Origin of the sequence: Ramlibacter pallidus, from assembly GCF_015070875.1 — a bacterium.
Classification (GTDB): Bacteria; Pseudomonadota; Gammaproteobacteria; order Burkholderiales; family Burkholderiaceae_C; genus Ramlibacter; species Ramlibacter pallidus.
In genome coordinates this window covers 228,392-253,907 of record NZ_JADDIV010000002.1, presented here as the reverse complement: position 1 = coordinate 253,907, position 25,516 = coordinate 228,392, and the positions used below count along the sequence as shown (strand labels likewise).

21 protein-coding genes are annotated in these 25,516 nt (G+C 69.2%); 6 read left to right on the top strand and 15 right to left on the bottom strand.

Annotated elements, in window-relative coordinates:
* The first annotated feature begins 23 nt into the window (after positions 1-23).
* The gene (locus tag IM787_RS06140) at positions 24-419 is read left to right on the top strand and encodes a VOC family protein (RefSeq protein WP_193675761.1); all 396 of its coding nucleotides are present in this window, start codon (positions 24-26) and stop codon (positions 417-419) included.
* On the opposite strand, the gene IM787_RS06135 is transcribed toward IM787_RS06140, so the two are convergent.
* Genes IM787_RS06135 through IM787_RS06110 form a run of 6 tightly spaced genes read right to left on the bottom strand, consistent with a single transcriptional unit; the run spans position 420 to position 6,813 of the window.
* Positions 420-1,202, bottom strand: coding sequence for a heme ABC transporter ATP-binding protein (locus IM787_RS06135; protein ID WP_193675760.1), 783 nt, complete (start codon positions 1,200-1,202; stop codon positions 420-422). It lies immediately after the preceding gene.
* On the bottom strand, positions 1,199-2,245 hold the full coding sequence (locus IM787_RS06130) for a FecCD family ABC transporter permease (RefSeq protein WP_354004363.1): 1,047 nt from the start codon (positions 2,243-2,245) through the stop codon (positions 1,199-1,201). The genes IM787_RS06135 and IM787_RS06130 overlap by 4 nt, the downstream gene beginning before the upstream one ends.
* Positions 2,242-2,661 (bottom strand): VOC family protein, encoded by a 420-nt coding sequence (locus IM787_RS06125; protein ID WP_193675758.1) that lies wholly within the window; start codon positions 2,659-2,661, stop codon positions 2,242-2,244. Before IM787_RS06125 ends, IM787_RS06130 begins: the two co-directional genes overlap by 4 nt.
* Entirely contained in the window at positions 2,658-3,485 is an 828-nt protein-coding gene (locus IM787_RS06120) for a heme/hemin ABC transporter substrate-binding protein (RefSeq protein WP_227494143.1), read from the bottom strand. Before IM787_RS06120 ends, IM787_RS06125 begins: the two co-directional genes overlap by 4 nt.
* Positions 3,482-4,555 carry a hemin-degrading factor gene (locus tag IM787_RS06115; protein ID WP_193675756.1) on the bottom strand — a complete coding sequence of 358 codons (1,074 nt, stop codon included), beginning with the start codon at positions 4,553-4,555 and terminating at the stop codon, positions 3,482-3,484. Before IM787_RS06115 ends, IM787_RS06120 begins: the two co-directional genes overlap by 4 nt.
* A gap of 11 nt (positions 4,556-4,566) precedes the next feature.
* Positions 4,567-6,813 carry a TonB-dependent hemoglobin/transferrin/lactoferrin family receptor gene (locus IM787_RS06110; protein WP_354004362.1) on the bottom strand — a complete coding sequence of 749 codons (2,247 nt, stop codon included), beginning with the start codon at positions 6,811-6,813 and terminating at the stop codon, positions 4,567-4,569.
* A 374-nt stretch (positions 6,814-7,187) separates the two neighbouring features.
* On the opposite strand from IM787_RS06110, the gene IM787_RS06105 reads away from it, so the two are divergent.
* Positions 7,188-8,363 carry an AAA family ATPase gene (locus IM787_RS06105; protein WP_193675755.1) on the top strand — a complete coding sequence of 392 codons (1,176 nt, stop codon included), beginning with the start codon at positions 7,188-7,190 and terminating at the stop codon, positions 8,361-8,363.
* A complete protein-coding gene (locus IM787_RS06100) occupies positions 8,360-9,283 on the top strand; it encodes a hypothetical protein (protein WP_193675754.1) in 924 nt (307 codons plus the stop codon). The genes IM787_RS06105 and IM787_RS06100 overlap by 4 nt, the downstream gene beginning before the upstream one ends.
* Positions 9,284-9,362: 79 nt before the next feature.
* Here the strand turns inward: IM787_RS06100 and groL are convergent, their stop codons facing one another.
* From groL to IM787_RS06085, 3 genes are all read right to left on the bottom strand, one after another.
* Positions 9,363-11,006: a chaperonin GroEL gene (gene groL / locus IM787_RS06095; RefSeq protein ID WP_193675753.1), complete on the bottom strand. Its 1,644-nt coding sequence runs from the start codon at positions 11,004-11,006 to the stop codon at positions 9,363-9,365.
* 47 nt (positions 11,007-11,053) lie between these two features.
* Positions 11,054-11,374: a co-chaperone GroES gene (gene groES, locus IM787_RS06090; RefSeq protein ID WP_193675752.1), complete on the bottom strand. Its 321-nt coding sequence runs from the start codon at positions 11,372-11,374 to the stop codon at positions 11,054-11,056.
* A 288-nt stretch (positions 11,375-11,662) separates the two neighbouring features.
* On the bottom strand, positions 11,663-12,664 hold the full coding sequence (locus tag IM787_RS06085) for an amidohydrolase family protein (RefSeq protein WP_227494142.1): 1,002 nt from the start codon (positions 12,662-12,664) through the stop codon (positions 11,663-11,665).
* A gap of 197 nt (positions 12,665-12,861) precedes the next feature.
* Here IM787_RS06085 and IM787_RS06080 point away from each other — a divergent pair, with 197 nt between their 5' ends.
* Positions 12,862-13,557 carry a FadR/GntR family transcriptional regulator gene (locus IM787_RS06080; RefSeq protein ID WP_193675750.1) on the top strand — a complete coding sequence of 232 codons (696 nt, stop codon included), beginning with the start codon at positions 12,862-12,864 and terminating at the stop codon, positions 13,555-13,557.
* 12 nt (positions 13,558-13,569) lie between these two features.
* Here IM787_RS06080 and IM787_RS06075 read toward each other — a convergent pair whose 3' ends face one another.
* Positions 13,570-14,547 carry an ABC transporter substrate-binding protein gene (locus tag IM787_RS06075; RefSeq protein WP_193675749.1) on the bottom strand — a complete coding sequence of 326 codons (978 nt, stop codon included), beginning with the start codon at positions 14,545-14,547 and terminating at the stop codon, positions 13,570-13,572.
* 84 nt (positions 14,548-14,631) lie between these two features.
* The gene (locus IM787_RS06070) at positions 14,632-15,633 is read right to left on the bottom strand and encodes an NAD-dependent epimerase/dehydratase family protein (RefSeq protein WP_193676341.1); all 1,002 of its coding nucleotides are present in this window, start codon (positions 15,631-15,633) and stop codon (positions 14,632-14,634) included.
* A 332-nt stretch (positions 15,634-15,965) separates the two neighbouring features.
* Here IM787_RS06070 and IM787_RS06065 point away from each other — a divergent pair, with 332 nt between their 5' ends.
* A complete protein-coding gene (locus IM787_RS06065) occupies positions 15,966-17,681 on the top strand; it encodes a methyl-accepting chemotaxis protein (protein WP_227494140.1) in 1,716 nt (571 codons plus the stop codon).
* Positions 17,682-17,684: 3 nt separating this feature from the next.
* Here IM787_RS06065 and IM787_RS06060 read toward each other — a convergent pair whose 3' ends face one another.
* From IM787_RS06060 to IM787_RS06045, 4 genes are all read right to left on the bottom strand, one after another.
* Complete coding sequence (locus tag IM787_RS06060; RefSeq protein ID WP_193675748.1) at positions 17,685-19,796, bottom strand: TonB-dependent siderophore receptor; 2,112 nt, start codon at positions 19,794-19,796, stop codon at positions 17,685-17,687.
* Positions 19,797-19,904: 108 nt separating this feature from the next.
* Positions 19,905-20,087, bottom strand: coding sequence for a hypothetical protein (locus tag IM787_RS06055; protein WP_193675747.1), 183 nt, complete (start codon positions 20,085-20,087; stop codon positions 19,905-19,907).
* On the bottom strand, positions 20,084-21,229 hold the full coding sequence (locus IM787_RS06050) for a PepSY-associated TM helix domain-containing protein (RefSeq protein WP_193676339.1): 1,146 nt from the start codon (positions 21,227-21,229) through the stop codon (positions 20,084-20,086). The genes IM787_RS06055 and IM787_RS06050 overlap by 4 nt, the downstream gene beginning before the upstream one ends.
* Before the next feature lie 5 nt (positions 21,230-21,234).
* Positions 21,235-23,439, bottom strand: coding sequence for a TonB-dependent receptor (locus IM787_RS06045; RefSeq protein ID WP_193675746.1), 2,205 nt, complete (start codon positions 23,437-23,439; stop codon positions 21,235-21,237).
* 121 nt (positions 23,440-23,560) lie between these two features.
* Here IM787_RS06045 and IM787_RS06040 point away from each other — a divergent pair, with 121 nt between their 5' ends.
* Entirely contained in the window at positions 23,561-25,516 is a 1,956-nt protein-coding gene (locus IM787_RS06040; RefSeq protein WP_227494139.1) for a cytochrome c/FTR1 family iron permease, read from the top strand.

Below are 25,516 nucleotides of genomic sequence, written 5' to 3'. Positions count from 1 at the left end.
CGCTGCGAAACCCGGAGCGCTGCATGCACGAACTGTCCGCCATCGAGATCAAGGCCTTCGTCCCGGCGAAGGACTATGCGCTGTCGAAGCGCTTCTATGCGGACCTCGGGTTCACGCAAAGATCCGAGGGCGGCGGCGTCGCCTATTTCGCCTGCGGCCCCTGCGCCTTCCTGCTGCAGGACTACTACCTCGCGGAATTCGCCGACAACTGCGTGATGCACCTGCTGGTGGCGGACGTGCATGCGTGGCAGCGGCACGTGGAGCAGGCCGACCTGGCCGGACGCTACGGCGCGAAGGTCACGCCCGTCACGGAGCAGCCGTGGGGCATCACGGAGTTCGTGGTCATCGACCCTGCGGGCGTGTGCTGGCACATCGGGCAGAACACGCCGGGCTTCCGGCCGGTGGGCCGGACGGGCTGATCAGCCGAACAGGAGGTGCGCCCGGCCGCCTGCGTCGCGCACCCACTCGCAGCCCACCTGCCAGACGTCGCGGATGCGCTCCGGCACCAGCACGTCGCCGACCGTGCCGAAGCGGGCGTCGCGGCCGGCGGCCAGCAGCAAGGCATCGTCGCCGTAGCGCAGGGCCAGGTTGACGTCGTGCAGCACGGCGACCACGCCCACGCCCTCTTCCTCGGCGAGTGCGCGCACACGCTGCAGCACTTCGTGCTGGTGGCGCAGGTCGAGCGCCGCGGTCGGTTCGTCCAGCAGCAGCCAGCGCGACGCGCCGGCGGGGTCGGGTTCCCAGACTTGCGCCAACGCGCGCGCCAGCTGCACGCGCGCCTTCTCGCCGCCCGAAAGCGTCGCGAAACTGCGGGATGCGAGTGCGGCGACGGAAGCGGCCGCGAGGGCCTCGGCGACGATCCGGTCCTCGTGCCGGCTCGGCTGCAGGCGGTGCGGATAGCGGCCCAGGCCACAGACTTCCGCCGCGGAGAAATCGAAGGCCACCGCGCTTTCCTGCAACATCACCGCACGCCGGCGCGCCAGCGCCTCGAGCGGCACCCCTTGCAGCGGAGCGCCATCGAGCAGCACCTCGCCCGCATCGGGCCGGCGCGCGCCCGACAGCAGCGACACCAGCGTGGACTTGCCCGCGCCGTTCGGCCCGACGATGCAGGTCAGCCTTCCAGGTCGCAGCGTGGCCGTGACGGGGGCCAGCAGCACGTTCGGGCCGGCGCGGACTTCGGCCTTGCGCAATGCGAGCGTCACGTGCGCTCCCGGAAGTGGCGCAGCAGCGCCAGGAACATGGGCACGCCGATGGCCGCGGTCAGCACGCCCAGGGGCAGTTCCGCCGGCGCGAGCACCGTGCGGGCCACGCCATCGGCGGCCAGCACGAGCGCGGCGCCCAGCAGCCCGGACGCGGGGATCACGATGCGGTGGTCGGGCCCCGCCACCAGCCGCACCCAATGCGGCGCGATCAGGCCGATGAAGCCGATGATGCCGGTGGTCGCGGTGACGGCGCCGACCGCCAGGGCCGTGGCGACGATGGCCAGGCGCTTGACGCGTTCCACCGGCACCCCGAGCAGCACCGCCTGTGCCTCGCCAAGGGCGATCGCATTCAGCGCGCGTGCCAGGCGGCAGCCGATGGTGGTGGCGAGCGCCACCACGGCGGCCACCAGCAGCACCGCGCTCCAGCGCGCGCCACCGAGGCTGCCCAGCAACCAGAACTGGATGTTGCGCAGCTGTTCGTCGGTGGCGAGGAAGTTGAGCAGCCCGAGGCCCGCGCCCGCGAGCGCGTTGACGGCCACGCCTGCCAGCAGCATCAGGGCAATGTGCGTGCCCGACCCACCCTGCGCCAGGGCGTAGACGGCCAGGGTCACGGCCAGCCCGCCGGCGAAGGCGGCCAGCACCAGCGTCCAGCTGCCCAGCGCGCGCGGGAGCTCGGGCCACCAGACGCTGCCCAGGACGATGACGGTGCCGGCGGCCAGTGCGGCGCCGCTGCTGATGCCGATCAGGCCCGGATCGACCAGCGGATTGCGGAACAGTCCCTGCATCAGCGCGCCCGCGATGCCGAGGCCCACGCCGGCCCCGACGCCCAGCAGCAGTCGCGGCAGGCGGATGTGGAGGAAGACGGTGCGCTCCTGCGAGGGCTGGCCGGCGCCCGTGGCGGCATCCGCCAGGACCTGCAGCAGCTGCAGGGGCGAGATCGTGAACGCGCCGCGCGCGCTGCCCCAGGCGAAAGCCGCCAGGACCAGCGCCGCACCGAGCACGAGCACGGTGCGCGGCGGCAGCCGGTGCACCGTGCCGTTCACGCGCGGCGCCCCTGCCGCCGCACCGGTTCGGTCTCCGCGCCGGCGTTGGCCCACTGGATGAAGCGCAGCTGGTTGCCGTGCAGGTCCGGCACGCAGAACTCCCATGCGCCCCAGGCGCGCAGGGCCGGCGTGGGGGAGACCCAGGTGCGCGCGGCCGATGCGATGCGGGCGTGGCAATGGAAGATGCAGGTGGGCGCTTCCACGACGATGCAACAGTCCTGCGGCTCGGCCTCGGGCACCTGCCACAGCTGCAGGCGGGCGCCGCCGGCGATGCGCAGCACGGCGACGACGCCCGGCACCCGCTGTTCGACGACGAACCCGAGGACGCCTGCGTACCACGCCACGCTGGCGGCGAGGTCCGCGGTTTCCAGCACCGGCACCGGCAACTGCGGACAGAGCCTTGCGCGCGGGTTCATGCGATCCTCCGGTGGACCTCGCCGACGGCCTGCGGCAGGCGCGGGCCGAAGCCGAGGAGCAGCAGCGCGTCGAGGCTCACGAGCGCCTTGCGGGCGAACGCCGGCGTCAGCGCCAGCTCCGGGCGCGACCAGAACTTCTGCTCGCCGCCCTGCGCCTCGATGCCTTGCGTGGTGGTGAGGATCACGTCGGGCGCCGCCGCGGCCATCGCCTCCGCGGTCAGCGGCCGGTAGCCGTCGAAGCCGGCGATCGCGTTGGTGCCGCCGGCGAAGCCGATCAGGGCGTGGGCCGCCGTGTGGCCGCCGGCCACCTGCGGCGATGCGCCGTGCGACAGGATGAACAGCACGCGCGGCCGGGCACGGTTGCTGCGCGCCACCTCCGCCAGCGCCGCGTTCCACTCGCTGTCCAGCCGCTGCTGGAGCTCCCGCGCGCCGGCCTCGCGCGCGCAGGCGCGCCCCACGGCCTGCACCTTGCGCTGCACCTCGGCCCAGGTGTGGTCCGCGCGAACGCGTTCGACCTGCACGCCGGCGCTGCGCAGCTGGTCCAGCACCACCGGCGGCCCCGCCTCGGTGGTGGCGACCAGCGCATTCGGCCGCAGCGCCAGCACGCCTTCGGCGGACAGCTGCCGCATGTAGCCGACCTTGGCGGTGCGCTGCGCCGCTGGCGGATACAGGCTGGTGGTGTCGGTGCCGACGAGTTGCTCCTGCGCACCCAGCGCGTACACGACTTCCGTGATGGCGCCGCCGATGGTGACCAGGCGCGGCACGGCTTGCGCGCGCGCCAGCGGCAGTGCCGCCGCCGCCAGCAGGAAGGGCCGCCGCTTCATGCCGCGGCCTCCGCGTGCGCCTGCAGTCGCTGCACCAATGCGCGCCATTCCTGCCGTTCCGGCACGCCCGGCTTGCGCGCGCCGAAGAACATGGCCATGAGCCCGCCGTCCTGGTCGAAGGCTTCCACGGAGGTGACCACGCCGTCGCTCGTCGGTTTTTCCACCACCCAGGCCTGCGCGATCGCATCCTCGCGCAGGTGCAGGTTGAAGCCCTCATCCAGCACGTTGAGCCAGGAGATCCCGCGGATGTCCATGGGCACGACGTTCTTCACCGGCCCGGTGTGGATCTGGATGCAGCCAGGGCTGCCGACGAACACCATGATCGGCGTGCCGTCGAAAGCCGCTTCCTGCAGCAGCGTGCGCACCGTGGCCGGCGGCAGCCGCCGCGCGAACCGTCCTTCGACCAGGCGGAAGCTCTGCTGCCGCTCCACGTCGTGCTTGCGCAGCAGCCCGAAGAACTGGTGCGTGTCCGTCATCGTGGCCCAGTCGGCCGTGAGCGCCGCGGCGTCGAAGAAGGCGTCGGGGCGCGGCCGCCCGGGCACCGCTTCCGCCTCGAACGCGGGGGCCAGCGTGGGGGCGCCGAAGTCCGCCGCCACCGCGCGGAACCGCTCGCGGTCGCTGCCCTCCCGCGCGAACACCTTGTGCGCCGCGCAGCCGTGCCGGTCGAAGAACTGCAGGCTCAGCGACGGCGGGTTGACGGCGTTCGCCGCCGCTTCCGTGACGGCGAAGCCCGCGTGCCAGCGGTCGAGGAACAGGCGCAGGTCGATCTGCTCGCCGAGCGCCAGGCCCACGTGCCCGCTGGCCGAGAGCTTGGTGTAGACGCCCGTCTTCTCGTGCACGGTCGATGCGTTGCGGGTGAGGGCGAGCAGCGGTCCGCAGGCTTCCAGCGCCTGCAGCAGCGCGATCCATGGGCCGCGCAGCGGCAGCGCCTTGAGCGCCATCGCGTGGTCGCCGGCATGGGCGGCGATGGCTTCGCCTTCGCTCACGCCGCAGGCGGCGGCGGCTTCCTTGTGCCGCAGGCCCTGGGCGCGCGCGGCGGCGAAGCGGTCGCGGAGTTGGCTGGGTGGCATGGGGCTCTCCTTCAGAAATCGGTGACGATGGACACGCGGAAGCTGCGACCGGGCTGGGTGAACGCGTCGCGCACCGGCGAGGTGGCGGCGACGCCGCGCACGTCCGACCATTCCCAGTACTTGCGGTCGGTGAGGTTGTGGATCCCAGCCGTGATGCGCGTGCCGGGCCGCACGCGCCACTGGCCACTGAGGTCGAATGTGGTCGCGGAGGGCGTGGCGAACTGCTGCGCCGGCGGCGCGATCGCCGAGGCGCTGTCGATGTCGTCGGCCTTCTTGGCCGCGCGGTGGGTCGCGTCCAGCCGCAGGGCCCACGGGCCCGCGTCGAACTTGAGGCCCGCCGCCAGGCGCGCCGGGTTGACCGAGTTGACCGGCCGGTCCGTCAGGAGATCGCGTCCGCGCGCCACGCCGAAAGCGAACGGCGTCGACCAGACGCCGCCGGCGTAGCGGCCCCAGCGCATGTCGCCCTTCACCTCCAAGCCCGAGATGCGCACCTTGCCGATGTTCACCGTCTGGAACACGATGGGATGGCCGGGCGCGCCGGTACCGGAGACCTGCCGGAACTCCTCGATGAAGTCCGAATAGCGGCCGGTGAACACGGCCGCGTCGAGCGTCAGCCGGTCCATGCGGCCGCGCGCGCCGAGCTCGAACGTGCGGCTCTTTTCCGGGCGCAGGTTCGGGTTGGGAATGCTCTTGTAGTTGGCGAGGAAATTCTCGAAGAACGCGTTCACCTGGCCGGCGTTGGGCGCCTTGAAGCCGTGCGCATAGTGGCCGAACACGCTCCACACCGGCGTGGCCTGGAACAGCACGCCGAACTTGGGCGACACCGAGGTGCCCGAGGTGGAAGCCGCGGGCGTGGTCGCGGGCGGCGAGAAGCCTTCCTGAGACGCATCGAGCGTGAAGCGGTCCACGCGCAGTCCGGGCGTGAGGGTCCAGGCGCCGCCCATGATCTCGTCCTGCAGGAACATCGCGCTGCTCGCCTCGCGCGTGTCGGGAAAGCGCTTGAGCGGAAAGGTCTCGCCGGCGGCGGGCGTCAGGCCGGTCTGCAGCGTGCGAATGTCGGAGCGCACGTGTTCCGCACCATAGGTGAAGCGGTGCGCCCAGCCGCCGGGCAGCCGCAGCGTGCGCGTGGCCTGCAGGTAACCCTGCAGCGTGCGTTCGCGGTACGTCGTGTCGCGGACGCGGTCGGCCGCCGTGTTGCGGTCCTCGAAGCTGTACTCGCGCGCATCGGTCGACTGCCAGCTGAGGACCGCCTGCACGTCGTCGGCGATGGGCGCGCCGAGCTGCCAGCGGCCGTCCCAGGTGATGCGGTGGCGCTCCTGGCGCGTGAAGGCGTTGGCGGCGACGGTCGACGTGGCGCCGAGCGGCGGCCGCGCGATGTTGGACAGCAGCAGGTAGTCGGCCTTCTTCTCCACGTGCTCCAGCGTCAGCGCGTGGCGCTGGCCGCCGCCGGGGGTGAACACCAGCTTGCCGAGCAAGGCGCGGCTGCCGGCGTCCTCCGGGTTGGGCGTGGTGCGGTCGACGTTGGCGGCGTCGTTGGTGCCCTGGTTGTCCAGCGCATGCGCGCCGGTCCACGCGCCGCCCAGCAGCCACTGCGTCGTGTCGTTGAAGCGGCCGGCCACCGTGGCGCCGACGCGCTTGCCGTCGTCGTCGCTGTCGTAGCCGATGCTGGCGCTGCCGCCGACGGCCTTGCCGGGCGCGAGGAAGGCCGCGGGGTCGGCGGTGACGAAGTTGACGACGCCGCCCAGGCCGTCCGATCCGTAGAGGGCGGACGCGGCGCCGCGCACCACTTCCACACGCTGCACCAGGCCGATGTCGAGGTAGTCGCGGCCGAAAGCGTTGGCGCTGAAGACGTAGCTGCGCGGCTGCCGGATGCCGTCGGAGAGGATCAGCACGCGGTTGCCGTCGAGGCCGCGGATGTTGAAGCCGGCGTTGCGGTCGCGGCCGAAGGCGGGTTGGCCGGCGAGCGTGAAGCGCGCGGGCGCCCGCTGCACGCTGACGTTCGGCAGCTCGCGCGCGAGGTCGCGGATGTCGTGGATCTGCCGCTCCTCCAGCTGCTGGCGCTCGATGACGTCGACGCTGGCCGGCAGGTCGTCGGCGAGCTGCTCGGCACGCGAACCGCTGATCACCATGGGGCGCAGGGTGCCGGCCGCTTCGGCGGTCGTCGTCGGTTGGGGAAAGGCGGAGGTCGCGGCGCAGGCGGCCGCGGCGGCAGCGGCCGCACGAAGGGTGAAAAACGAAGGAGGAAGCAGGGATCTCACGAGGTCAGCCTGGGGCGGGTTGATGGACAACCGCTGGCTGACTGGCGCGGGGAGGCGCTAGGGTTCGCTCGCGATGGGGGAAAGCAGGAACGCGACTCTAATGCGAATCATTCTTATTTGGAAGAGGGCGCACGACGAACGGCCGGGCCATGAAAAAAGCCCGCGGCTTGCACCGCGGGCTTTCGTTCGCTTGAAGCGGAAGCTTCGCGCGGCGCACGTTAGATACCCGTTGGCTTGGTCCAAGAAAGATGGGTCCATAGGTGGTTCGTCCTGTCGGACTCACACCATGGCTTGGCCGAACGTCGAGACCACGCGAGTTCGCGAGCGGGGTCGAGTACATTGCCGAGCTCAACTGCCCCATTAGGAGAGCATCGTTGGCCCACATCACAGAATTTCGAGTCGACGGTCTTCTTGGTCGAACGGAACCCATTCACTTCAATTTGGAGAGGGACGTCAATGTGTTCTTCGGCGAGAACGGGAGCGGAAAGACTACGCTCTTAAGAATTCTCGATGCGGCGATGAACATCGATGCGGCAGCTATTGCCAAGCTTCCTGTCGCCCGAGCTGAGGTGCACATCTTCTCGCTGTCCGAAGATCAAACAGTCAAGTACGTTTGGGATCGGAAGAAAAAGGCTGGAGTACCTGAAGACGAACAACTTGCCTTAATCGATCCGCTTTCCCTGGGAGCCACAGACCGGATGCGTTGGGCCAAACTTCGGCAGGCCGAGACGCCTGCTTGGCGCCGATTCCCCGAACGGAAGCCGGACAGTAAGCCTTTGACGAGGTGGGCACACTCGTTCCTGCCGACCACGCGCTTATACGTAGGCGACAGCAGCCAGGCCCTAGCGAACAACAGGCTGTCGGACGATCAGCTCGATGCAGTTTTCACCGAGTCCCTTAATCGGGCATGGCTCCTGTTCAACACCAGAACGGTACGCGAAGTCAACGCGATTCAGGAGGACGGGCTCCGTGCCGTCCTCTACTCTGCACTGTCTTCGAAGCGCGACAAGGTCGCAGATCCAGATGTTGATCCTGATGACGTGTATGTACGGGTTCGGCGATTCTTAGAGCGGCAAGCAGCGGCTGGCTCGCGAATGCTTGGGTCTCGAGAAAAGTTTCGGGAGCGATATAAAACAGATGAGGAATTGCGTCGGGTCGTGACCAACTTGGATAGAGTGGAGCGAAGTGTTGAAGCCGCCTTCGCGCCTACTGAACGCTTCCTTGCGACTATTCAGGGTCTATTCTCCCGTGGCAAAACGGTGAGTGCGCACGGGAATGAGCTCAGCGTGATTCTTGAAGATGGAAATCGGCTTTCTGTCGCGTCACTTTCTTCGGGTGAAAAGCATCTGCTGAAGCTGCTCTTAACAGCAATGAATGCATCAGAAAATTCCGTCATTATCGACGAACCAGAACTTTCCATGCACATCGATTGGCAGCGTGAGTTTGTTGGAACTGTTCATGCGCTTAACCCTAGCTGCCAGTTGATCATGGCGACACATTCACCGGAAATCATGGCCGAGCTCGATGATAAGAAGATTTTCAGAATATGAGCCGATTGACCTTTAGCAACGGGGCCTTTGCGCGAAAGCTACAAGTGTCTAATTCGAAGGTGTTCGCGTTTGTGGAAGGTGGTTTGGATCGACCGTTTGCCGACCGGCTGCTGCGCGCGGAGAGCAAGGGAGTTTGGCGATATCAGGTAATCGGGGCGAAGGAACTGCCAGGCGAAACAGGTGGCAAGCCCAGGCTGGTGAGACTGTACGCATGGCTAAGAAAGAAGGGCATGCTGCGATTCAATGCGTACAGCAAAGAGTCGGTCTGCATGATCTTTCTAGACAAGGATATCGACGATCTTACGCGTCGGGGACTGCGATCTGATCATGTGATCTATACAGAGTCATACGACTTGGAAGGGGACCTCTTCCTGAACGCCGATTTAGTCGCGGCCGTGTCGGATGCGTTAGGGATGACTCGAGAGCAAGCCGGCGCTTTCCTTGGACTTCCTTCAACCTGGATTCAGGCGCAGGTCGAACGTTGGGCAGACTGGGCGACGTTGTGCGTCATCTCGCAAGCTCGCCAAGTAAAGGTGGGTGCCTCGTTCGACCGCATGTCAGCGATCAACCCTGACATATTGGGGGCCACAGACGAAGCACAGCTAGGAGAGTTCAAAAGAAAGTTGAAGTCGGAACTCGGCTGCTCAGGGGTTCGCTTTAGCCGCATGTACGACCGGTACCGAAAGGAGATTCTCAAGTGTGGGTCCTCAGAGCAGCCGCTGCGGCTCTTTAAGGGCAAATGGCTCGCGCCAATCCTGGAGAAGGACGCAAGCCGGAGAATTGGGATCCCCGACATTAGCGTTCAGTTGGCTGGCCAGAAGGTTCTCACTGCACTGGTCGCACAGGTTGGGAATAGCCCAACATGCACATGTTGTTCGCGACGTCGGCGCCAACTGACGAGGCTCCTTGGCGATGTGTAGGTGAATTCGGCAAAAAAAAGCCCGCGGCTTGCACCGCGGGCTTTCGTGGGCTTGAAGCGGAAGCTTCAGGCGCCGGACCTTACATGTCCATGCCGCCCATGCCACCCATGCCGCCGGGCATGCCGCCGCCGGCCGGGGCTTCTTCCTTCGGCGCCTCGGCGACCATGGCTTCGGTCGTCAGCATCAGCGACGCGACGGACGCGGCGTTCTGCAGCGCGGTGCGCGTGACCTTCGTCGGGTCCAGGATGCCCATCTCGATCATGTCGCCGTAGGTGTCGTTGGCGGCGTTGAAGCCGTAGTTGCCCTTGCCGTTCAGCACGGCGTTGACCACCACGGACGGCTCGCCACCGGCGTTCGCCACGATCTCGCGCAGGGGCGCTTCGACGGCCTTCAGGACCAGCTTGATGCCGGCGTCCTGGTCCGCGTTGTCACCCTTGATCTCGCCGGCTTGCTGGCGAGCACGCAGCAGGGCCACGCCACCGCCGGCCACGATGCCTTCTTCCACGGCAGCGCGGGTGGCGTGCAGCGCGTCTTCCACGCGGGCCTTCTTTTCCTTCATTTCCACTTCGGTCGCGGCACCGACCTTGATCACCGCAACGCCGCCGGCCAGCTTGGCCACGCGCTCTTGCAGCTTCTCACGGTCGTAGTCGGACGTGGCTTCCTCGATCTGCACGCGGATCTGCTTGACGCGCGCTTCGATGTCGGCGGCGGCACCGGCTCCGTCGATGATCGTGGTGTTTTCCTTGCCCACTTCGATGCGCTTCGCCTGGCCCAGGTCGGCCAGCGAGACCTTCTCGAGCGTCAGGCCGACTTCTTCCGAAATCACCTTGCCGCCGGTCAGGATGGCGATGTCTTCCAGCATGGCCTTGCGGCGGTCGCCGAAGCCCGGCGCCTTGACGGCCACGACCTTCAGGATGCCGCGGATGGTGTTGACCACCAGGGTCGCCAGCGCTTCGCCTTCGACTTCTTCCGCGATGATCAGCAGCGGGCGGGAAGCCTTGGCGACCTGCTCCAGCACGGGCAGCAGGTCACGGATGCTGGACACCTTCTTGTCGTACAGCAGCACGAACGGGTTGTCGAGCAGCGCGGACTGCTTTTCCGGGTTGTTGATGAAGTAGGGCGACAGGTAGCCGCGGTCGAACTGCATGCCTTCGACAACGTCCAGCTCGTTCTGCAGGGACTTGCCGTCCTCGACGGTGATCACGCCTTCCTTGCCGACCTTGTCCATCGCTTCGGCAATGATGTCGCCGATGCTGGAGTCGCTGTTGGCGGAGATGGAGCCAACCTGCGCGATTTCCTTGGACGTGGTGGTGGGCTTGGAGGCCTTCTTCAGCTGCTCGGTCAGCTGGATCACGGCCTTGTCGATGCCGCGCTTGAGGTCCATCGGGTTCATGCCCGCGGCCACGTACTTCATGCCTTCGCGGATGATGGCCTGGGCCAGCACCGTGGCGGTGGTCGTGCCGTCGCCGGCGTTGTCGCTGGTCTTGGAAGCGACTTCCTTGACCATCTGGGCGCCCATGTTCTGGAGCTTGTCCTTCAGCTCGATTTCCTTGGCCACGGACACGCCGTCCTTGGTCACGGTGGGGGCGCCGAAGGAGCGCTCGAGCACCACGTTGCGGCCCTTCGGGCCCAGGGTCACCTTGACCGCGTTGGCCAGGATGTTCACGCCTTCGACCATGCGGGCGCGGGCGTCACCGCCGAAAACCACGTCTTTTGCTGCCATTGTTCGTTACCTCTTGAATGCGGGGAAAACTGGGGGAGGGGCGCCGCTCAGGCGACCTTCTTCAGGCCGGCGGCGGGGGCGCCTTCGACGACCGCGAACAGGTCGTCTTCCTTCATGACCAGCAGCTCGTCGCCATCGACCTTGACGGTCTGGCCGGAGTACTTGCCGAAGAGGACGCGGTCGCCGACCTTGACGTTCAGGGCGATCAGCTCACCCTTGTCCGACTTCCGGCCCGGGCCCACGGCCAGGATCTCGCCCTGGTCCGGCTTTTCGGCGGCGTTGTCCGGAATCACGATGCCGGAGGCCGTCTTGGTTTCTTGCTCGAGGCGCTTGACGATCACACGGTCGTGCAGGGGGCGAAGCTTCATTGCATCTCCTTCAATGGAATCAGGGGTGGTTGCCAAGGAGCACCAACCCGAAGTTGGCGCTCGTTAACTTATCGTGGAGGACGGGCAAGGCAGCTCGGCTGCTAGCACTCATCCCCAGCGAGTGCTAATGATAAGGGGTTTTGTGTCGGTTTCAAGCGGGGCGGGACGTAGTCGAGCGCCTACGCGTGCCGCGCACCTTGTCGGAGGCATGAAAAAGGCCGAGCCATCCGCAGATGGCTCGGCCGTTGCGGACTCGCCGGGCCGCAAGGTCAGCAGCGGCGCGCCGGCTCAGGGGCGCCGCACACGGTAGAACTTCAGCGCGTTGCGGAACATCACCTTGTCGCGGACGTGAACGCCGAAGGGCGCAAGGTATTCCTCCGCGATGGCGATCTGCGCCTCGAAGGTCCCGTGCAGCGTGATCACGGGCCAGTTGCTGCCCCAGACCAGGCGATCGGCGCCGAACGCCGTCATCAACACGTCGAAATGCCTCCGGTACGAAGCGAGGTCCGTGGGCGTCGGATAGACCACGTCGCCGGGCGCGTACATGTCGTAGAAGGAGGAGAACTTCATGTGCAGGTTCGGGCACACGTCGGCGAGGCGGCGGATCTCGAGCTCCCAGGTGGGATCCACCGGGGGCGGCCCCTTGGCGCCGCCCAGGTGGTCGATGATGATGCGCAGGTCGGGGACGGCCGTGCACAGCGCCTGCACCTGGTCCTTCGGGTTCTTCGCGCCGCGGCTGATGATGTCCAGCGTCATGCCGCGCCGCGCCAGGTCACGCAGGCTCGCGAGCTGCGCGGGGCTCAGCGTGATGCCTTCCGCCGGCCCGGTGAGGTAGCCCCGGATGCCCACGAAACGCCAGTCGTGCGAGAAGCGTTCCAGGTCGCGCGCGAAGGTCGGCGCGCCGATCTCCAGGTTGCCGACGAAGAAGGAGAAGAAGCGGTCGTGCCGGATGCGATCGAGGATCCACTGGTTGTCCTCGACGAGGCCGCTCGCCTCGACCACGCCGGCCGCCACCACGCCGTGCGGGATGGCCACCGCCTTGTACTCCGGCGGCAGCACGTCGCGGTAGATCGGCCCTTCCGCCGGCGTGGGCCACGGCACGCCGCCCGGCCGCGTGACCTGCCAGAAGTGGATGTGGGTGTCGACGATCGGCCGACGCCCGGGTGGGGCCATGCGTTCCGCATGCTCGACGGAGCCACGCAGCGCGCGGTCCTCGCTGCTCTCGTTCGCCCGGGCCGTGGGACTCCACGCCGCGATCAGCAGGGCCGCAGCTGCGGCCCAGAATGCCATCCGTTTTCCGGTTGCGTCTCTCATCTGCCTCTCCTGGTGGGTTGGGGATTGGTCTGACCAATTAAGGAAGTATCGCATTTGGCCTGACCAACGCGGGGTCACCCATGCGGGCAATCCCTGATGCCGGGCACCCGTTCGCACCCGCGGCGGGAGCTCGGCCGCGCGACGTATCATTCGGCACACTTCCAGCCCATCCCATGAGCGCCACGAAAGCCGCGGAACCCCGGCGCCTGTACCAGCAGATCGCCGACGACATCCGGGAGCTGATCGACAAGGGCTTGTTCCAGGCCGGCGACCGCCTGCCGCCGGAGCGCGACCTGGCCCAGCAGCTGGGCGTGTCGCGTCCTTCGCTGCGCGAAGCGCTGATCGCGCTGGACGTGCAAGGGCACGTGGAGATCCGGGGCGGCTCGGGCGTCTACGTGTCGCGGCCGCCGCAAGGCCCCGCGGCACGCAAGCGCACGCCGGCCCTCGGCGAAAGCCCGCGCGAGCTGATGCAGGCGCGGGCCGCGCTGGAGAGCGCGGTGGTCGTGATCGCCTGCGCGCACGGCACGCGCGAGCAGATCCGCAAGCTGGCCGAGATCATCGACGGCATGCGCGAGGAGATCGGGCACAACCGGGCGCCGATGGAGCTGGATCGCCGCTTCCACCTCACCTTGTGCGAGATGAGCGGCAACGCCGTGATGGGGCACCTGATCGCCGAGCTGTTCCACGAGCGGCACAGCCCGATCTCCGCCAAGCTCTCGTCGCGCTACGAGAACTCGCGCACCTGGAAGGCCGCGCTGAAGGAGCACGAGGCCATCCTGCGCGCGGTCGAGAGCCGCGACCCCATCGCGGCGCAGGCCGCCATGCTGTCGCACCTGCGCGCTTCCGAACTGCGCTGGGTCGGCGACTGAGGCCTGCGCGGCTCAGTACTTCCGGTTCGGGAATTCCTTCGCCGCGACTTCGGCGGGAAACACGCCTTCGATCGACTTGATCCAGCGGGGCAAGGGCTCCCCGGCCGCGGCCTTGGCGGCTGCTTCCATCAGCTGCGGTCCCAGCAGCGGATTGCACTCCACCGTCACGTTCATCTTGCCGGCCATCATCGCCTCGAAGGCGCCCTTGACCGCGTCGACGCCGATCACCAGGACGTCCTTGGCCGGCTTGAGGCCGCTCTCCTCGATGGCCTGGATCGCGCCGATCGCCATGTCGTCGTTGTGCGCGTAGACCACCTTGATGCGGCCCGGCTCGGCCTTGAGGAAGGCTTCCATCACCTCCTTGCCCTTGGCGCGGGTGAAGTCCGCCGTCTGCGAGCGGATGATCTTGTAGCGCGGGTGGCCCTTGAGCACTTCCTCGAAGCCCTTCTTGCGGTCGATGGCGGGGTCCGAGCCGACGGTGCCCTGCAGCTCCACGATGTTGACGTCCCCCTGCGTGGCCTTGGTGTGTTCGACCAGCCAGCGCGCGGCGCGGCGCCCCTCCTCCACGAAGTCGGAACCGACGAAGGTGGTCCACGTCGTCGGGTCCTTCACCACCACGTTGCGGCTTTCGAGGATCACGGGGATCTTCGCGGCCTTGGCCTCCCGCAGCACGGTGTCCCAGCCGGTGGTGACCAGCGGCGCGAGGATGATCACGTCCACCTTCTGGCTGATGAAGGAGCGGATGGCCTTGATCTGGTTCTCCTGCTTCTGCTGGGCATCGGAGAACTTCAGCTCGTGGCCCGCGGCCTTCGCCGCCGCCTTGATGGATTCGGTGTTCGCGGTGCGCCATTCGCTTTCGGCGCCGGTCTGCGCGAATCCGATGACGAGCTTCTTGCGCGGGGCCTGCGCCCGGGACGGCGTGCTCCAGGCCAGCACGAGGCCGGCGCAAGCCAGGGCGGTCGTGAACTTGCGTCGCTGCATGACTTTCATTCCGATGTCTCCAGTTGATGTCGTGGACGGCCAGCACTCGGTTCGAGGGCGCCGCCCGGTGCTGCGACGGGCGGGCCGGCATGCCTATCCGGGGTACCAGACGACGCGCGGGTCGTCCGGCGCGCGCTGGTACGACCATGCGGACTCCACCAGGCGGGCCATGTCGTAGCGGGGCCGCCAGCCGAGCAGGAACTTCGCCTTGCTGTTGTCCAGCCAGGTCGAGCGGTAGACGGTGGGCACCGGCACGGCCGGCAGGCCGCGGGTGCGCGCCAGGTACGCGGCCAGCGCGCCGTAGTCGACGGGTTCGTCCATGCACACGTGCAGCAGTTGCTGGCGTGCGCGGGGCGCATCCACGGCGAGGAGCAGCGCATCCACGAGGTCGTCGACGTGCACGAAGTTGCGCTGGACCGGGCGCCCCTCCGGATCCAGCATCACGGGCACCGCGCCGTTGCGGACGTATTCGCGCGCGCGTTCCGGGCCGACGAGTTCGTGCCAGCGCGGTCCGCCGAAGACGTCCTCCCCGAAGGACAGCGTGTAGCGGAAATCGTCCTTCTCCATGATCCACGGCGCGCGCAGGCAGCAGCCGTTGAGCCCGTACTGCACCTGGTATTGCTGCAGCATCACCTCCTCGAGCACCTTCGACAGCGCGTAGCACCCGGGGTAGGCGCTGTGCGGCTGCGTCTCGACGACGGGGACCGGATGGGCGTAATGGAAGTGGCCGACGGCGGCGTCGCCGCCCACGAGCAGGAACTGCCGCAGCGCGGGGCTCGCCCGGCACGCCTCCAGCAGCCAGAACATGCCCTTGACCGCGACGTCCATGACCTCGTCGGGCGTCTCCTTGCTGGTCGCCAGGTGCAGCACGTGGGTGGCGCCCTCGACCGCGCGCCGCACGTCGTCGCGCTGCCGGATCGAGCCGTGCACGGTCTCGACGCGCGGGTGCGGGGCGAGCGTGCGCTTGTGGCACAGCGCCCGGATGCGGAAGCCGTCGAACCGCGGGTCGGCCAGCATCCGGTCGACGAACGTGCGTCCGACCTTTCCGGTCGCGCCGGTCACCAGGAGGACGCCGGAGGACCGCGGCGCCGTCACGGGCAGCAACGGCGGGCGCCGCCGTGGGGTAGCTTCGGGTTCATCGTGCGGGCCGTGCCTTGAAATTGGTCAGGCCAATACTGTACTTCTGTTTATTGGCCTGACCAAGAGGGCCGACCGGTCGGGGCGGCCGCGTCTTGGCACCGGCGCCCGTGTCATACATTCGTTTTCGCTGATGAAAAGGTCGCGATCTTCGTGACAAAGTGTGTGCCGCTCCGGTCACACGCCGGCGCTTCCCCGAGGACGAACCCGCTCCCCGCTGCTAGCCTCGACAGTGAGCCCCCGCGCACGCATGCGGGGGCTGCATCGGCGTCGCCGGGGAGAAATCAGTCATGAACGAAATGCATGCCGCCGGCGCCTGGGGACGGGGCAGCATCCGCCTGCGCCTCGCGCTGGCCTTCACCGCCCTCATCCTGCTGCTGGCCGCCACGGCCGCCGTCGGCGCCTGGCGCCTGGCGCAGCAAAGCGCCGTCGTCAACGACCTGGCGCAGGTGCACCTGCGGCTGGAGCGCGTGGTGGGCAACTGGCTGTCCAATACGCGGGCGAACGCGGTCCGCGCCGTGGTGCTGACGCGGTCGGACGACCCGGACCTCAAGCGGATGCTGACGCCGGCGATGGAGGCGACGACCAAGCGCATCTCCACCCTGCAGCAGGAGGTGGAGAGCCTGCTCGACACGCCGAGGGCCAAGGAACTGTTCGCCGAAGTCGGCGCGCGCCGCGCGGCCTACCTCGCTTCGCGCAAGAAGGTGCTGGAACTCAAGCAGGCGGACCCCGAGGCGGCGATGCGCATGATGGACGCCGAGATGGTGCCGGCCATCGACCGCTACGTCGATTCGATCCAGGCGATGTCCGATCACTTCAGCGCTGAAGTCGGCCGCAGTGCCGGGGACGCGACCGCAAGCGCGCAGCAGGGGCGCAACCTGCTCATCGCCTTGAGCATCGGCGGCCTCGTGCTGGCGCTGCTGGCCGCCACCCTGATCACGCGTTCGATCTCGCGCTCGGTCAACGAGGCGGTGGGCGCGGCGCGCCGCATCGCGGACGGCGACCTCTCGGTGCGGGTGCACAGCGACGCGCGCGACGAGATGGGCCAGTTGCTGCGCGCGCTCGGCGAGATGACCGACCGCCTGCGCTCGCTGGTGAGCGACGTGGCGGAAGGCGCGCGCACGGTCGCCGACACCAGCTCGCAGATCGCGCAGGGCAACCAGGACCTGTCGCAGCGCACCGAGGAGCAGGCCAGCACGCTGGAGGAAACGGCGAGCTCCATGGAGGAACTCACGTCCACCGTGACGATGAACGCGGACAACGCGCGGCAGGCCAAGCAGGTGGCGACCACCGCCGCCGGCGAGGCGCGCGCGGGCGGTGCCGCGATGGGCCGCGTGGTGCACACGATGGAAGGCATCCAGCAGTCCTCGCGCAAGATCGCCGAGATCATCGGCGTGATCGACGGCATCGCGTTCCAGACCAACATCCTGGCGCTGAACGCCGCCGTGGAAGCGGCACGCGCGGGCGACCAGGGCCGGGGCTTCGCCGTGGTGGCCGCCGAGGTGCGCAGCCTGGCCCAGCGCAGCGCGCAAGCGGCCAAGGAGATCAAGTCGCTGATCGGCGACTCGGTGCAGCAGGTGGAAGCGGGCACCACGCAGGTGGCGGAAGCCGGCAGCAAGATGGGGGACATCGTGCGTTCGGTCGAGGAAGTGAGCGCGCTGATCGCCGAGATCGCCGCGGCTTCCCAGGAGCAGAGCGGCGGCATCGAGCAGGTGAACACCGCCGTGACCCAGATGGACCAGGTGGTGCAGCAGAACGCCTCGCTGGTGGAGGAGGCGGCCGCCGCGACCGAGTCGATGAAGGGCCAGGCGGTCGCCCTGCTGCGCAGCGTGTCGCGCTTCCGGCTGGGCGACGATGCGCCCGCGCCGGAACCGGTGGCGGCCGCGCCTGTGCGCACGGCCCCCGTCCCCCTGCGCGCCCAGCGGCAGCCGCCGGCGCCGGCCCTGCCGGCCTGGAGCCGGCCGGCCGCCGCACGGCCCGGCAGCGGCGAGTGGCAGGAGTTCTGAGCGTCAGAACAGGTAGGTGGCGGTGGCGACGACGTTGCGGCGCGCACCGTACCAGCAGTCGCCGCGCGACAGGCAGGTGCTGGCGTAGACCTTGTCGGCCAGGTTGGTGACGTTCAGCGCATAGCGCCAGTTGCCGGTGTCGTAGGCGAGCAGCAGGTCGGCCAGCGTCACCGCCGGCGTCTCCGGCGCCGCGCCGTCGCGGAAAGCGCTGAAGTGGCGCAGCCCCGCGCCGACCGAGAAGCCGGGCCTGCCGGCGATCGCGAAGCGGTACTTGGCCCAGACCGCCGCCTGGTGGCGCGGCAGCTGCTCCAGGGCGGGGTCGATGTCGGTGTAGTTGTAGTGCGCGAGGACGTCGACGCTGCGCGTCACGCGGCCCTTGAACTCCAGCTCCAGCCCGCGCGTCTTCGTGCGGCCCGACTGCAGGCTGTTGAGCGGGTTCGACGGGTCCGGGACGCGCTGGTTGGTCTCCTGCAGGTCGTACACGGCGGCGCCGAACGTCGTGTCGCCGCCCGGCGGCTCGTACTTCACGCCGGCTTCCCATTGCTTGCCGCGCAGGGGGCGGAACCGTTCGTTGGAGAAGTTCAGGCCGGCCACCGGCGTGAACGATTCGCTGTAGCTCACATAGGGCGAAACGCCGTTGGGCGCGGCGTAGAGCACGCCGAAGCGCTTGGTCGTCGCGCGCGTGTCCTCGTCGGGGCTGCCTTCCAGCGTGTTGGTGGCGCGGTCGTGGCGCAGGCCGGCGACCACCACCCAGGAGCCGAGGCGCAGCTGGTCCTGCAGGTAGAAGCCGGCCTGGCGCAGCGTCGAGCGCGGGTCCGCCGTCTGCGGGCCGGGTGTGTAGCCGGTGTAGACCGGGGCGTAGGCGTCGATCAGCGGCACCGAGCCGCCGGCATACACCGGGAAGTCGAAGAACGAGCGCGTCTCCTTGGTGTAGCGCAGCGCGTCGACGCCGGCCAGCAGCTTGTGCTTCACGCTGCCGGTGGTGAAGTCGGCCTCCACGTGCTGGTCCGCCGACAGCATGCGCGCGGTCGTGCTGGTGGCGTCGGCGAAGCGGCCGAACAGACGCTTGTTCACCGGGTCACCGGCCCAGGTGCCCGGCGCGAGGAAGGAGTCGCCGTACAGGGTGAAGTAGTCGACCTCGTTGCGCGAATAGCGCACGTTCTGGCGCAAGGCCAGCGCGCCGTGGAAGCGGTGTTCGAACAGCCAGCCGAAGGAGGCGCGCTCCGAATCGTAGCGGTCGAAGCCCGGTTCGCCGATGAAGCGGCTGGTGGGCAGGCGGCCGTTCGGGTTGGGCAGCAGCACGCCTTCCCAGGGGAAGAACTGCGCGGTCGATCCGCTCTGGTCCCTCTGCCAGTGTCCCAGCAGCGTCAGCGAGGTGGCGCCGCTCGGACGCCAGGTGAGCGATGGCGCGAGCAGGGCGCGGTCGTCCGGCACGTGGTCGACCTGCGTGTCCGCGTTGCGTCCGACGGCGACCAGCCGGTAGAGCCACTTTCCTTCCGCGTCCAGCGGGCCCGTCAGGTCCAGCTGCACCTGCTTGCGGCCCCAGCTGCCCAGCTGCACGCCGACCTCGCCCTGGCGCACGGGCTGCGGTCGCTTGCTGACCATGTTGACCACGCCGCCGGTGCTGCCCTGGCCGAACAGCATGGAGGCGGGACCGCGCAGGACCTCGACGCGCTCCAGCGTGAAGAGCTCGGTGCGCGTGTTGCTGGTGTACCAGTCGAACAGGCGGCGCAGGCCGTCCTGGTACTCCGTCGGCTCGCTGCCGCGGATGCGCGAGGAATCGGTGCGCGAGTCGATGCCGTAGGCGTCGGAGCGGACGCCGGCCGCATAGTTCAGCGCCTCCTGCAGCGTGGTGGCGCCCTGGTCCACCATCTGGTCGCGCGTGATCACGGTCACCGACTGCGGCGTCTCGTTGAGCGGCGTGTCCGTCTTCGTTGCCGTCGCCGCGTTGCGGGCCTTGTAGCCGATGACCGGCGAAGTGGCCGACTCGCGCTGCTGGTCGGCGCGGATCTTCACTTCCGGCAGCGTGTCCTGCGCGCGGGCCGCGGGCTGGGCCAGGGCGAACACGCCCGTGGCCAGGGCACCCGCGAGGCGGGTGAGCTTCTTCCTTCTCATGGTGCTTTCTCCTCTTGTTCGATCCGTGATGGGATGCGGGAGCTGGCTGCACCGGAAGGCCGGCGGGGCTGGCTGCGGCGCGCGGCCGCGATGTCGGTTGCGGTCCGGTCAGGCCGGCGGGCGAGGCTTGCGCGGCCGGGCGTACCAGGCCATCACCGCCACGGGAATGCCCAGGCCGACCCAGGACCAGGCGTCGCCCCAGCTGTCGGAGACCAGGGCGCTCACCAGCCCGCTGGCGGTGAGCACGCCCAGCACGACCGGTGCGCGCCACATGCGTTGGCGATCGCTCATGGCGCCGTCCCCGGGACCACGACGCCGGCCTCCTGCAGCAGCGTCCGCGGCTGCCTGCGCTTGAACCAGAGGTACAGGCCGCTGCCCAGCACGAAGATGGTGGCGATGTCGAGGATGGCCCACAGGATCTTCATGGGCATGCCCGCGTAGTCGCCGAAGTGCAGCGGCTGCGAGACCAGCAGCACCGTGAGGTACCAGGGCAGCTCCGGCGCCGCCGTGACCTGCGCGGTGCGCGCGTCCACCAGCACCGGCCGCGGCAGCCGCGAGGTGAGGGGCGTCTCACCCTTGAGGAAGTAGGTCCAGTGGTGCGGGCTCGAGAAGGCGGTGCCCGGATAGGCGACGAACGACAGCTTGGTGCCCGGGGCGTGCGCGAGCGCGGCCTCGTAGGCCTTCTGCAGCGACGCGCGTTCGGCCACCGGCACGGTCGGCTGGCCCTGGTACGGCGCCAGCAGCGCCGTCAGCTGGTCGTGCTGCCAGTACTTGATCAGCAGGTCGGCCCAGGTGTTGATCATCCCCGTGGCGCCGACGACGAACGCCCAGGTGAGCGTGACGATGCCCAGCAGGTTGTGCAGGTCCAGCCAGCGGATGCGCGGAGACTTGTCGCGGCGCACCTCGCCGAAGGCCAGCTTGCGCATGAAGGGCGCGTACAGCACCACGCCGGAGACGATGGCCACCAGCAGCAGCAGCGCCATGAAGCCGAGGAACAGCATGCCCGGCAGGCCCGCGAAGAGGTCGACGTGCAGCTTGAACATCACCCACATGAAGCCTTCGTCGAAGCGGGGCTGCCCCAGCACGTCGGCCGTGCGCGCGTCCAGGACCACCGAACGGAAGTCGTCGGTCGGGGCCGGCGTCGGCGTCATGGTGAAGTACCAGACGTTGGGGTCGTCCTCGTCGGGGAAGGAGAACTGCACGACGCGGTCCGGGTGCTTGGAGCGGGCAACCTCGTTCAGGCGATCCTGGCTCACGTGCGGCGTGCCCTTGGGCATCGCGGGCGCCTCCATCTCGGTCCCGAGCAGGTGGCCGATCTCGTGCGTGAAGATCAGCGGCAGCCCGGTCAGGCAAAGCAGCAGCATGAACACCGTGCAGACGAGGCTGCTCCACTTGTGCACCCAGGACCAGGTGCGGATGGCTTGTTGGGTCATCATGGTCAGAAGTCCACCGAGGCGCTGAGGGAGAAGGTGCGGGGCGCGCCGACCACGAGGTAGCCGGCGCCGGGGAAGCCGCCGGAAGAAGCCCAGTGGTTGCGGTCGCCCACGTTGTCGATGCGTGCGCGCAGGCTCACCAGCCGGCCGCCGACCTCCATCAGGTAGCGGGCGCCGAGGTCCAGGCGCGTCCAGCCGGGGACGCGCAGTGTGTTGGCGGCGTCGGCGTAGCTCGCGCCGGTGTGCACCACGCGCGCATCCAGCGCGAGGCCTTCGACGGCCCGCACTTCCCATTCGGCGCCGACCGACGCCTGGAACCGGGGCACGCCGATGACGCGCCGGCCATCGGTGGCGGCGGAGCCGGTGTCGCGCTGCTTCGCCGACAGCCAGGTCGCTCCGCCAAGCAGTTTCACGCCGCGCACCGCCTCGCCGAAGACGTTGAACTCGAGGCCGTCGTGGCGGTCTTCACCGCCCGCGGTGAAGACGCTCGCCGCGTTCACGTAGGCGCGCGGCCGGGTGGTGGAGAACAGGGCCAGGCTGCCGCCAAGCGTCCCGCGCTGGACCTTCACGCCGACTTCCTTCTGCTTGCTCACGTAGGGCGGCAGCGACTCGCCGGCGTTGACGACGGGCACGCCGGCGGCCGAGGCCGGCGCGCTCTCGCCCTGGGTCAGGCCCTCGACGTAGTTCGCATAGACCGACAGCTCCGGGCTGGCCTTCCAGACGATGCCGGCGGCCGGGCTGTTGCGCTGGGCCTCGTAGCGGGAGAGCTGCGTGCCCGTGGTGTAGTCGTAGCTGCCCAGGTCCAGCCGCTGGTGGCGCACGCCCAGCGTGAGCAGCAGGCGGTCGTCCATCATCGACAGGGTGTCGCCAAGGGCGAAGCTTTGCAGGCGCGTGCGGGTGGTGCGCAGCGGCGACCCGAGGGTGCCGCCGAAGAAGGTGGTGGCGCCCAGCGGCGGCTGCGGATGCGCGGTGGGCGCATACAGGCTCGTGCGCAGCGGGAACAGGTCGAACGCGAACGCATTGCGGCTGTCCAGCGAGAAGGCGCTGGCGGCCACGACCCACTCGTGGCCGACGCTGCCGGTGCGGAATTTGCCGCGCAGGCCCAGCTCGCCGGTGTCGACATCGTCCTCGCGCGCATTGTCGAAGCGCGAGGTGCGGGCGGCGCCGGTCCCGCCGAGGTTGTCGACGGTGAGGTTGGCCAGCGAGTTCGCTTCTTCGCTGCGCCGCAGGCCATACGCCGCCCACGCCGTGATGGCGGGCGTGAGGTCCCATTCGCCGCGCAGGGTGCCGAAGACGTCGCGCTCGTTGGAGTACGACCAGGGTTGCGCGAAATTCGACGACGCATCCGGCGGCGCCGGCACGCTGGCAACGCCGGGCGCGATCGAGACGTTCGGCCGCGTGCGGCGCAGGCGGTGGTCCTGGTGGCCGATGTCGCCGGACAGGCGCACGTCGCGGCTGCGCCAGTCGAGGCCGACCGCCACCACACCCAGGCGCGCGCGTTCCTCGTCCACGGCGGTGCCCCCATCGCGATAAGCCGCGTTCACGCGGATGCCGGTGGCGCCGTCGGGGCCGAACCGGCGCGCGATATCGGCGGCGACCTGCCCCTGGCCGCCGCTGGCGGCGCCCACCGTCACGCGGGTGAGCGGGTCGGCCGGTGCGCGCTTGGGCAGCAGGTTGACCGCGCCCCCGAGGCCGCCGCCGCCCGGGTTGGCGCCGGTCAGGAAGGCAGAGGCGCCGCGCAGCACTTCCACCCGCTCGAACAGTTCGGTGGCGATGTACTGGCGCGGCAGCAGGCTGAACAGCCCGTTGTAGGCGACGTCGTCCGAGTTCAGGATGAAGCCGCGGATGAAGTACGACTCCTGGAAGTTGCCGAAGCCGCGCGCCACGCGCACGCCCGGATCGTTCTGCAGCACCTCGCCGACGCCGCGCGCCTGCCGGTCCTGGATCAGCTGGTTCGTGTAGCTGGTGATCGAGAACGGCGACGCCAGCGGGTCGCGCGTGCCGAGGATGCCGGCCCGCCCGCCGCGTGCGACCTGCCCGCCGGGGTACTCGGGCGACAGGCCCTGGGCGGAAGCGTCGGCGCTGGCGTTCACCGTGACGGTGCGGAGGGTGGGCGTCGGGTCGACCGGGGCAGCGGACTGGCTCCAGGCGGGGCCTTGGGAGAGGGCGGCCGCGGTGGCGATGCAGGCGGCACGGGAGCGGGTGCGCATGTTCTTTTTCGTTGGAGGAGGCTGACGGGAGCGCGACTTTAAACCATAATAAGAATGATTCGCGTTTAAATACGTGTGGATTTCAAGGTTTTCGCCGATGCAACCCCAGGCTTCCCTTTCCTTGCGCGCGGGCCGTTGGCTGCCCGCAGCGGCGCTGTGCCTCCTGCTGCTCACCCTGGGCGCGGCGCGTCCGGCGCTCGCCGCACCGACGCCGGCCGAAGCGGCCCAGACCGTGATCCACATGCTCGATTACGTCGGAGTCGACTACCCGGAGTTCGTGCAGGACGGCAAGGTGCTGGACGAAGCGGAGTACCAGGAGCAGAAGGAGTTCGCGACGCAATCGCTTGCCCTGGTGCAGCAACTGCCCGCGCATGCCGAACAGGCGCAGTTGGTGGCCAAGGCGCGCGAGCTGCTCGCCCGCATCGAGGCCAAGGCACCGGGCGCGGAGGTCTCGCGACGCGCGGCCGAAGTGCGCGGCGACGTCGTGCGCATGTACAAGGTGGCCGTTGCGCCGCGGGCGGCGCCCGACCTGGTGCGCGCCGCGACGCTGTTCCAGGCGCAATGCGCGTCGTGCCACGGTGCGCAGGGCCGTGGCGACGGTCCGCTCGCCAGGGGCATGGACCCCGCGCCGAGCAACTTCCACGACGCGGCGCGCATGGACCAGCGCAGCCTCTATGGCCTCTACAACACCATCAGCCTCGGCGTGAACGGCACGCCCATGCGCAGCTTCAACGAACTCAGCGAGGCGGACCGCTGGGCGCTGGCCTTCTTCGCCGCCGACCTGCGCACGACGCCGGAGCTCGCAGCGCGCGGCGAGGCGGCGTGGAAAGAGGGCAAGGGCCGCGAAAGCTTCCAGGCCCTGCAGTCGCTCGTGATGCGGGCGCCGGGCGAGATCGCGGCGGCGGGCCCCGACCTCGGGCCGCTTCACGCCTACCTCGTGCGCCATCCGGCCGCGCTCGCGGCCGCCGGCGAGCCGCCCCTGCAGTTCACGCGCTCGCGGCTGGCCGACGCGGTCCAGGCGGTGCGCGCCAACGACCGCGCCGCCGCGCGGCAGCATGCCATCACCGCGTACCTCGAAGGCTTCGAGCTGGTGGAGGCCGCGCTCGACAACGTCGATCCCGCGCTGCGCCGCGACACCGAGCGCGAGATGATCGCGCTGCGGGCAGCGATCACCGACGGCGCCCCCGTCGAAGACATCGCGGCGCGGGTCGCTCGCATCGATGGGCTCCTCGACCAGGCCGACGCCAAGCTCGGCAACGAAGGGCTGTCGCCGACGACCGCTTTCGTGAGCTCGCTGCTGATCCTGCTGCGCGAAGGGCTCGAAGCGATCCTGGTGCTGGCCGCCATCGGCGCCTTCGTGGTGAAGACGGGACGCCGCGACGCGCTGCCTTACGTGCACGCGGGCTGGATCGCCGCGGTGCTGCTGGGCGTGGTGACGTGGTTCGTCGCCACCCATGTCATCGCCGTGTCCGGTGCCAACCGCGAGCTCACCGAGGGCGTGACCGCGCTGCTCGCCGCCGCCATGCTGCTGTACGTCGGCTGGTGGCTGCACGGCAAGTCGTACGCGCAAGCCTGGAACGCCTTCATCCGCCAGCAGGTGACCAGCGCGCTGGGACGGCGCACGCTGTGGGCGATGGCCGGGGTTTCGTTCCTCGCCGTGTACCGCGAGCTGTTCGAGGTCGTCCTGTTCTACCAGACGCTGTGGGTGCAGGCCGGCGCGGGTGGGCGCGATGCGGTGCTCTGGGGCATCGCCGCGGCCGCCGTGCTGCTGGCCGTCATCGGCGGCGCGATCCTGAAGTACAGCGTGCGCCTGCCGATCGGCCCGTTCTTCGGCGCCACTTCCGCGCTGCTGGCGCTGCTCGCGGTCGTCTTCGTGGGCCACGGCATCGCGGCGCTGCAGGAGGCCGGCGTGCTGCGTTCCACGCTGGTGGAGTTCGTCGAATGGCCGCTGCTGGGCGTGCACCCGACGGCGGAAGGCCTCGCCTGGCAGGGCGCGGCGCTGGCCGCGGTCATCGGCGGCTGGCTGCTGCACCGGCGCCGCAACCAGCGTCCGGTGACCGCGGCGCAGCCCCGCTAG

Excerpts from the sequence above, each read along its gene's own strand:
- IM787_RS06140 (WP_193675761.1), top strand. The coding sequence starts at position 24 with ATGCACGAACTGTCCGCCATCGAGATCAAGGCCTTCGTCCCGGCGAAG.
- IM787_RS06125 (WP_193675758.1), bottom strand. The coding sequence starts at position 2,661 with ATGAACCCGCGCGCAAGGCTCTGTCCGCAGTTGCCGGTGCCGGTGCTG.
- IM787_RS06120 (WP_227494143.1), bottom strand. The coding sequence starts at position 3,485 with ATGAAGCGGCGGCCCTTCCTGCTGGCGGCGGCGGCACTGCCGCTGGCG.
- IM787_RS06115 (WP_193675756.1), bottom strand. The coding sequence starts at position 4,555 with ATGCCACCCAGCCAACTCCGCGACCGCTTCGCCGCCGCGCGCGCCCAG.
- IM787_RS06100 (WP_193675754.1), top strand. The coding sequence starts at position 8,360 with ATGAGCCGATTGACCTTTAGCAACGGGGCCTTTGCGCGAAAGCTACAA.
- groL (WP_193675753.1), bottom strand. The coding sequence starts at position 11,006 with ATGGCAGCAAAAGACGTGGTTTTCGGCGGTGACGCCCGCGCCCGCATG.
- groES (WP_193675752.1), bottom strand. The coding sequence starts at position 11,374 with ATGAAGCTTCGCCCCCTGCACGACCGTGTGATCGTCAAGCGCCTCGAG.
- IM787_RS06085 (WP_227494142.1), bottom strand. The coding sequence starts at position 12,664 with ATGGCATTCTGGGCCGCAGCTGCGGCCCTGCTGATCGCGGCGTGGAGT.
- IM787_RS06080 (WP_193675750.1), top strand. The coding sequence starts at position 12,862 with ATGAGCGCCACGAAAGCCGCGGAACCCCGGCGCCTGTACCAGCAGATC.
- IM787_RS06075 (WP_193675749.1), bottom strand. The coding sequence starts at position 14,547 with ATGAAAGTCATGCAGCGACGCAAGTTCACGACCGCCCTGGCTTGCGCC.
- IM787_RS06065 (WP_227494140.1), top strand. The coding sequence starts at position 15,966 with ATGAACGAAATGCATGCCGCCGGCGCCTGGGGACGGGGCAGCATCCGC.
- IM787_RS06060 (WP_193675748.1), bottom strand. The coding sequence starts at position 19,796 with ATGAGAAGGAAGAAGCTCACCCGCCTCGCGGGTGCCCTGGCCACGGGC.
- IM787_RS06055 (WP_193675747.1), bottom strand. The coding sequence starts at position 20,087 with ATGAGCGATCGCCAACGCATGTGGCGCGCACCGGTCGTGCTGGGCGTG.
- IM787_RS06050 (WP_193676339.1), bottom strand. The coding sequence starts at position 21,229 with ATGACCCAACAAGCCATCCGCACCTGGTCCTGGGTGCACAAGTGGAGC.
- IM787_RS06045 (WP_193675746.1), bottom strand. The coding sequence starts at position 23,439 with ATGCGCACCCGCTCCCGTGCCGCCTGCATCGCCACCGCGGCCGCCCTC.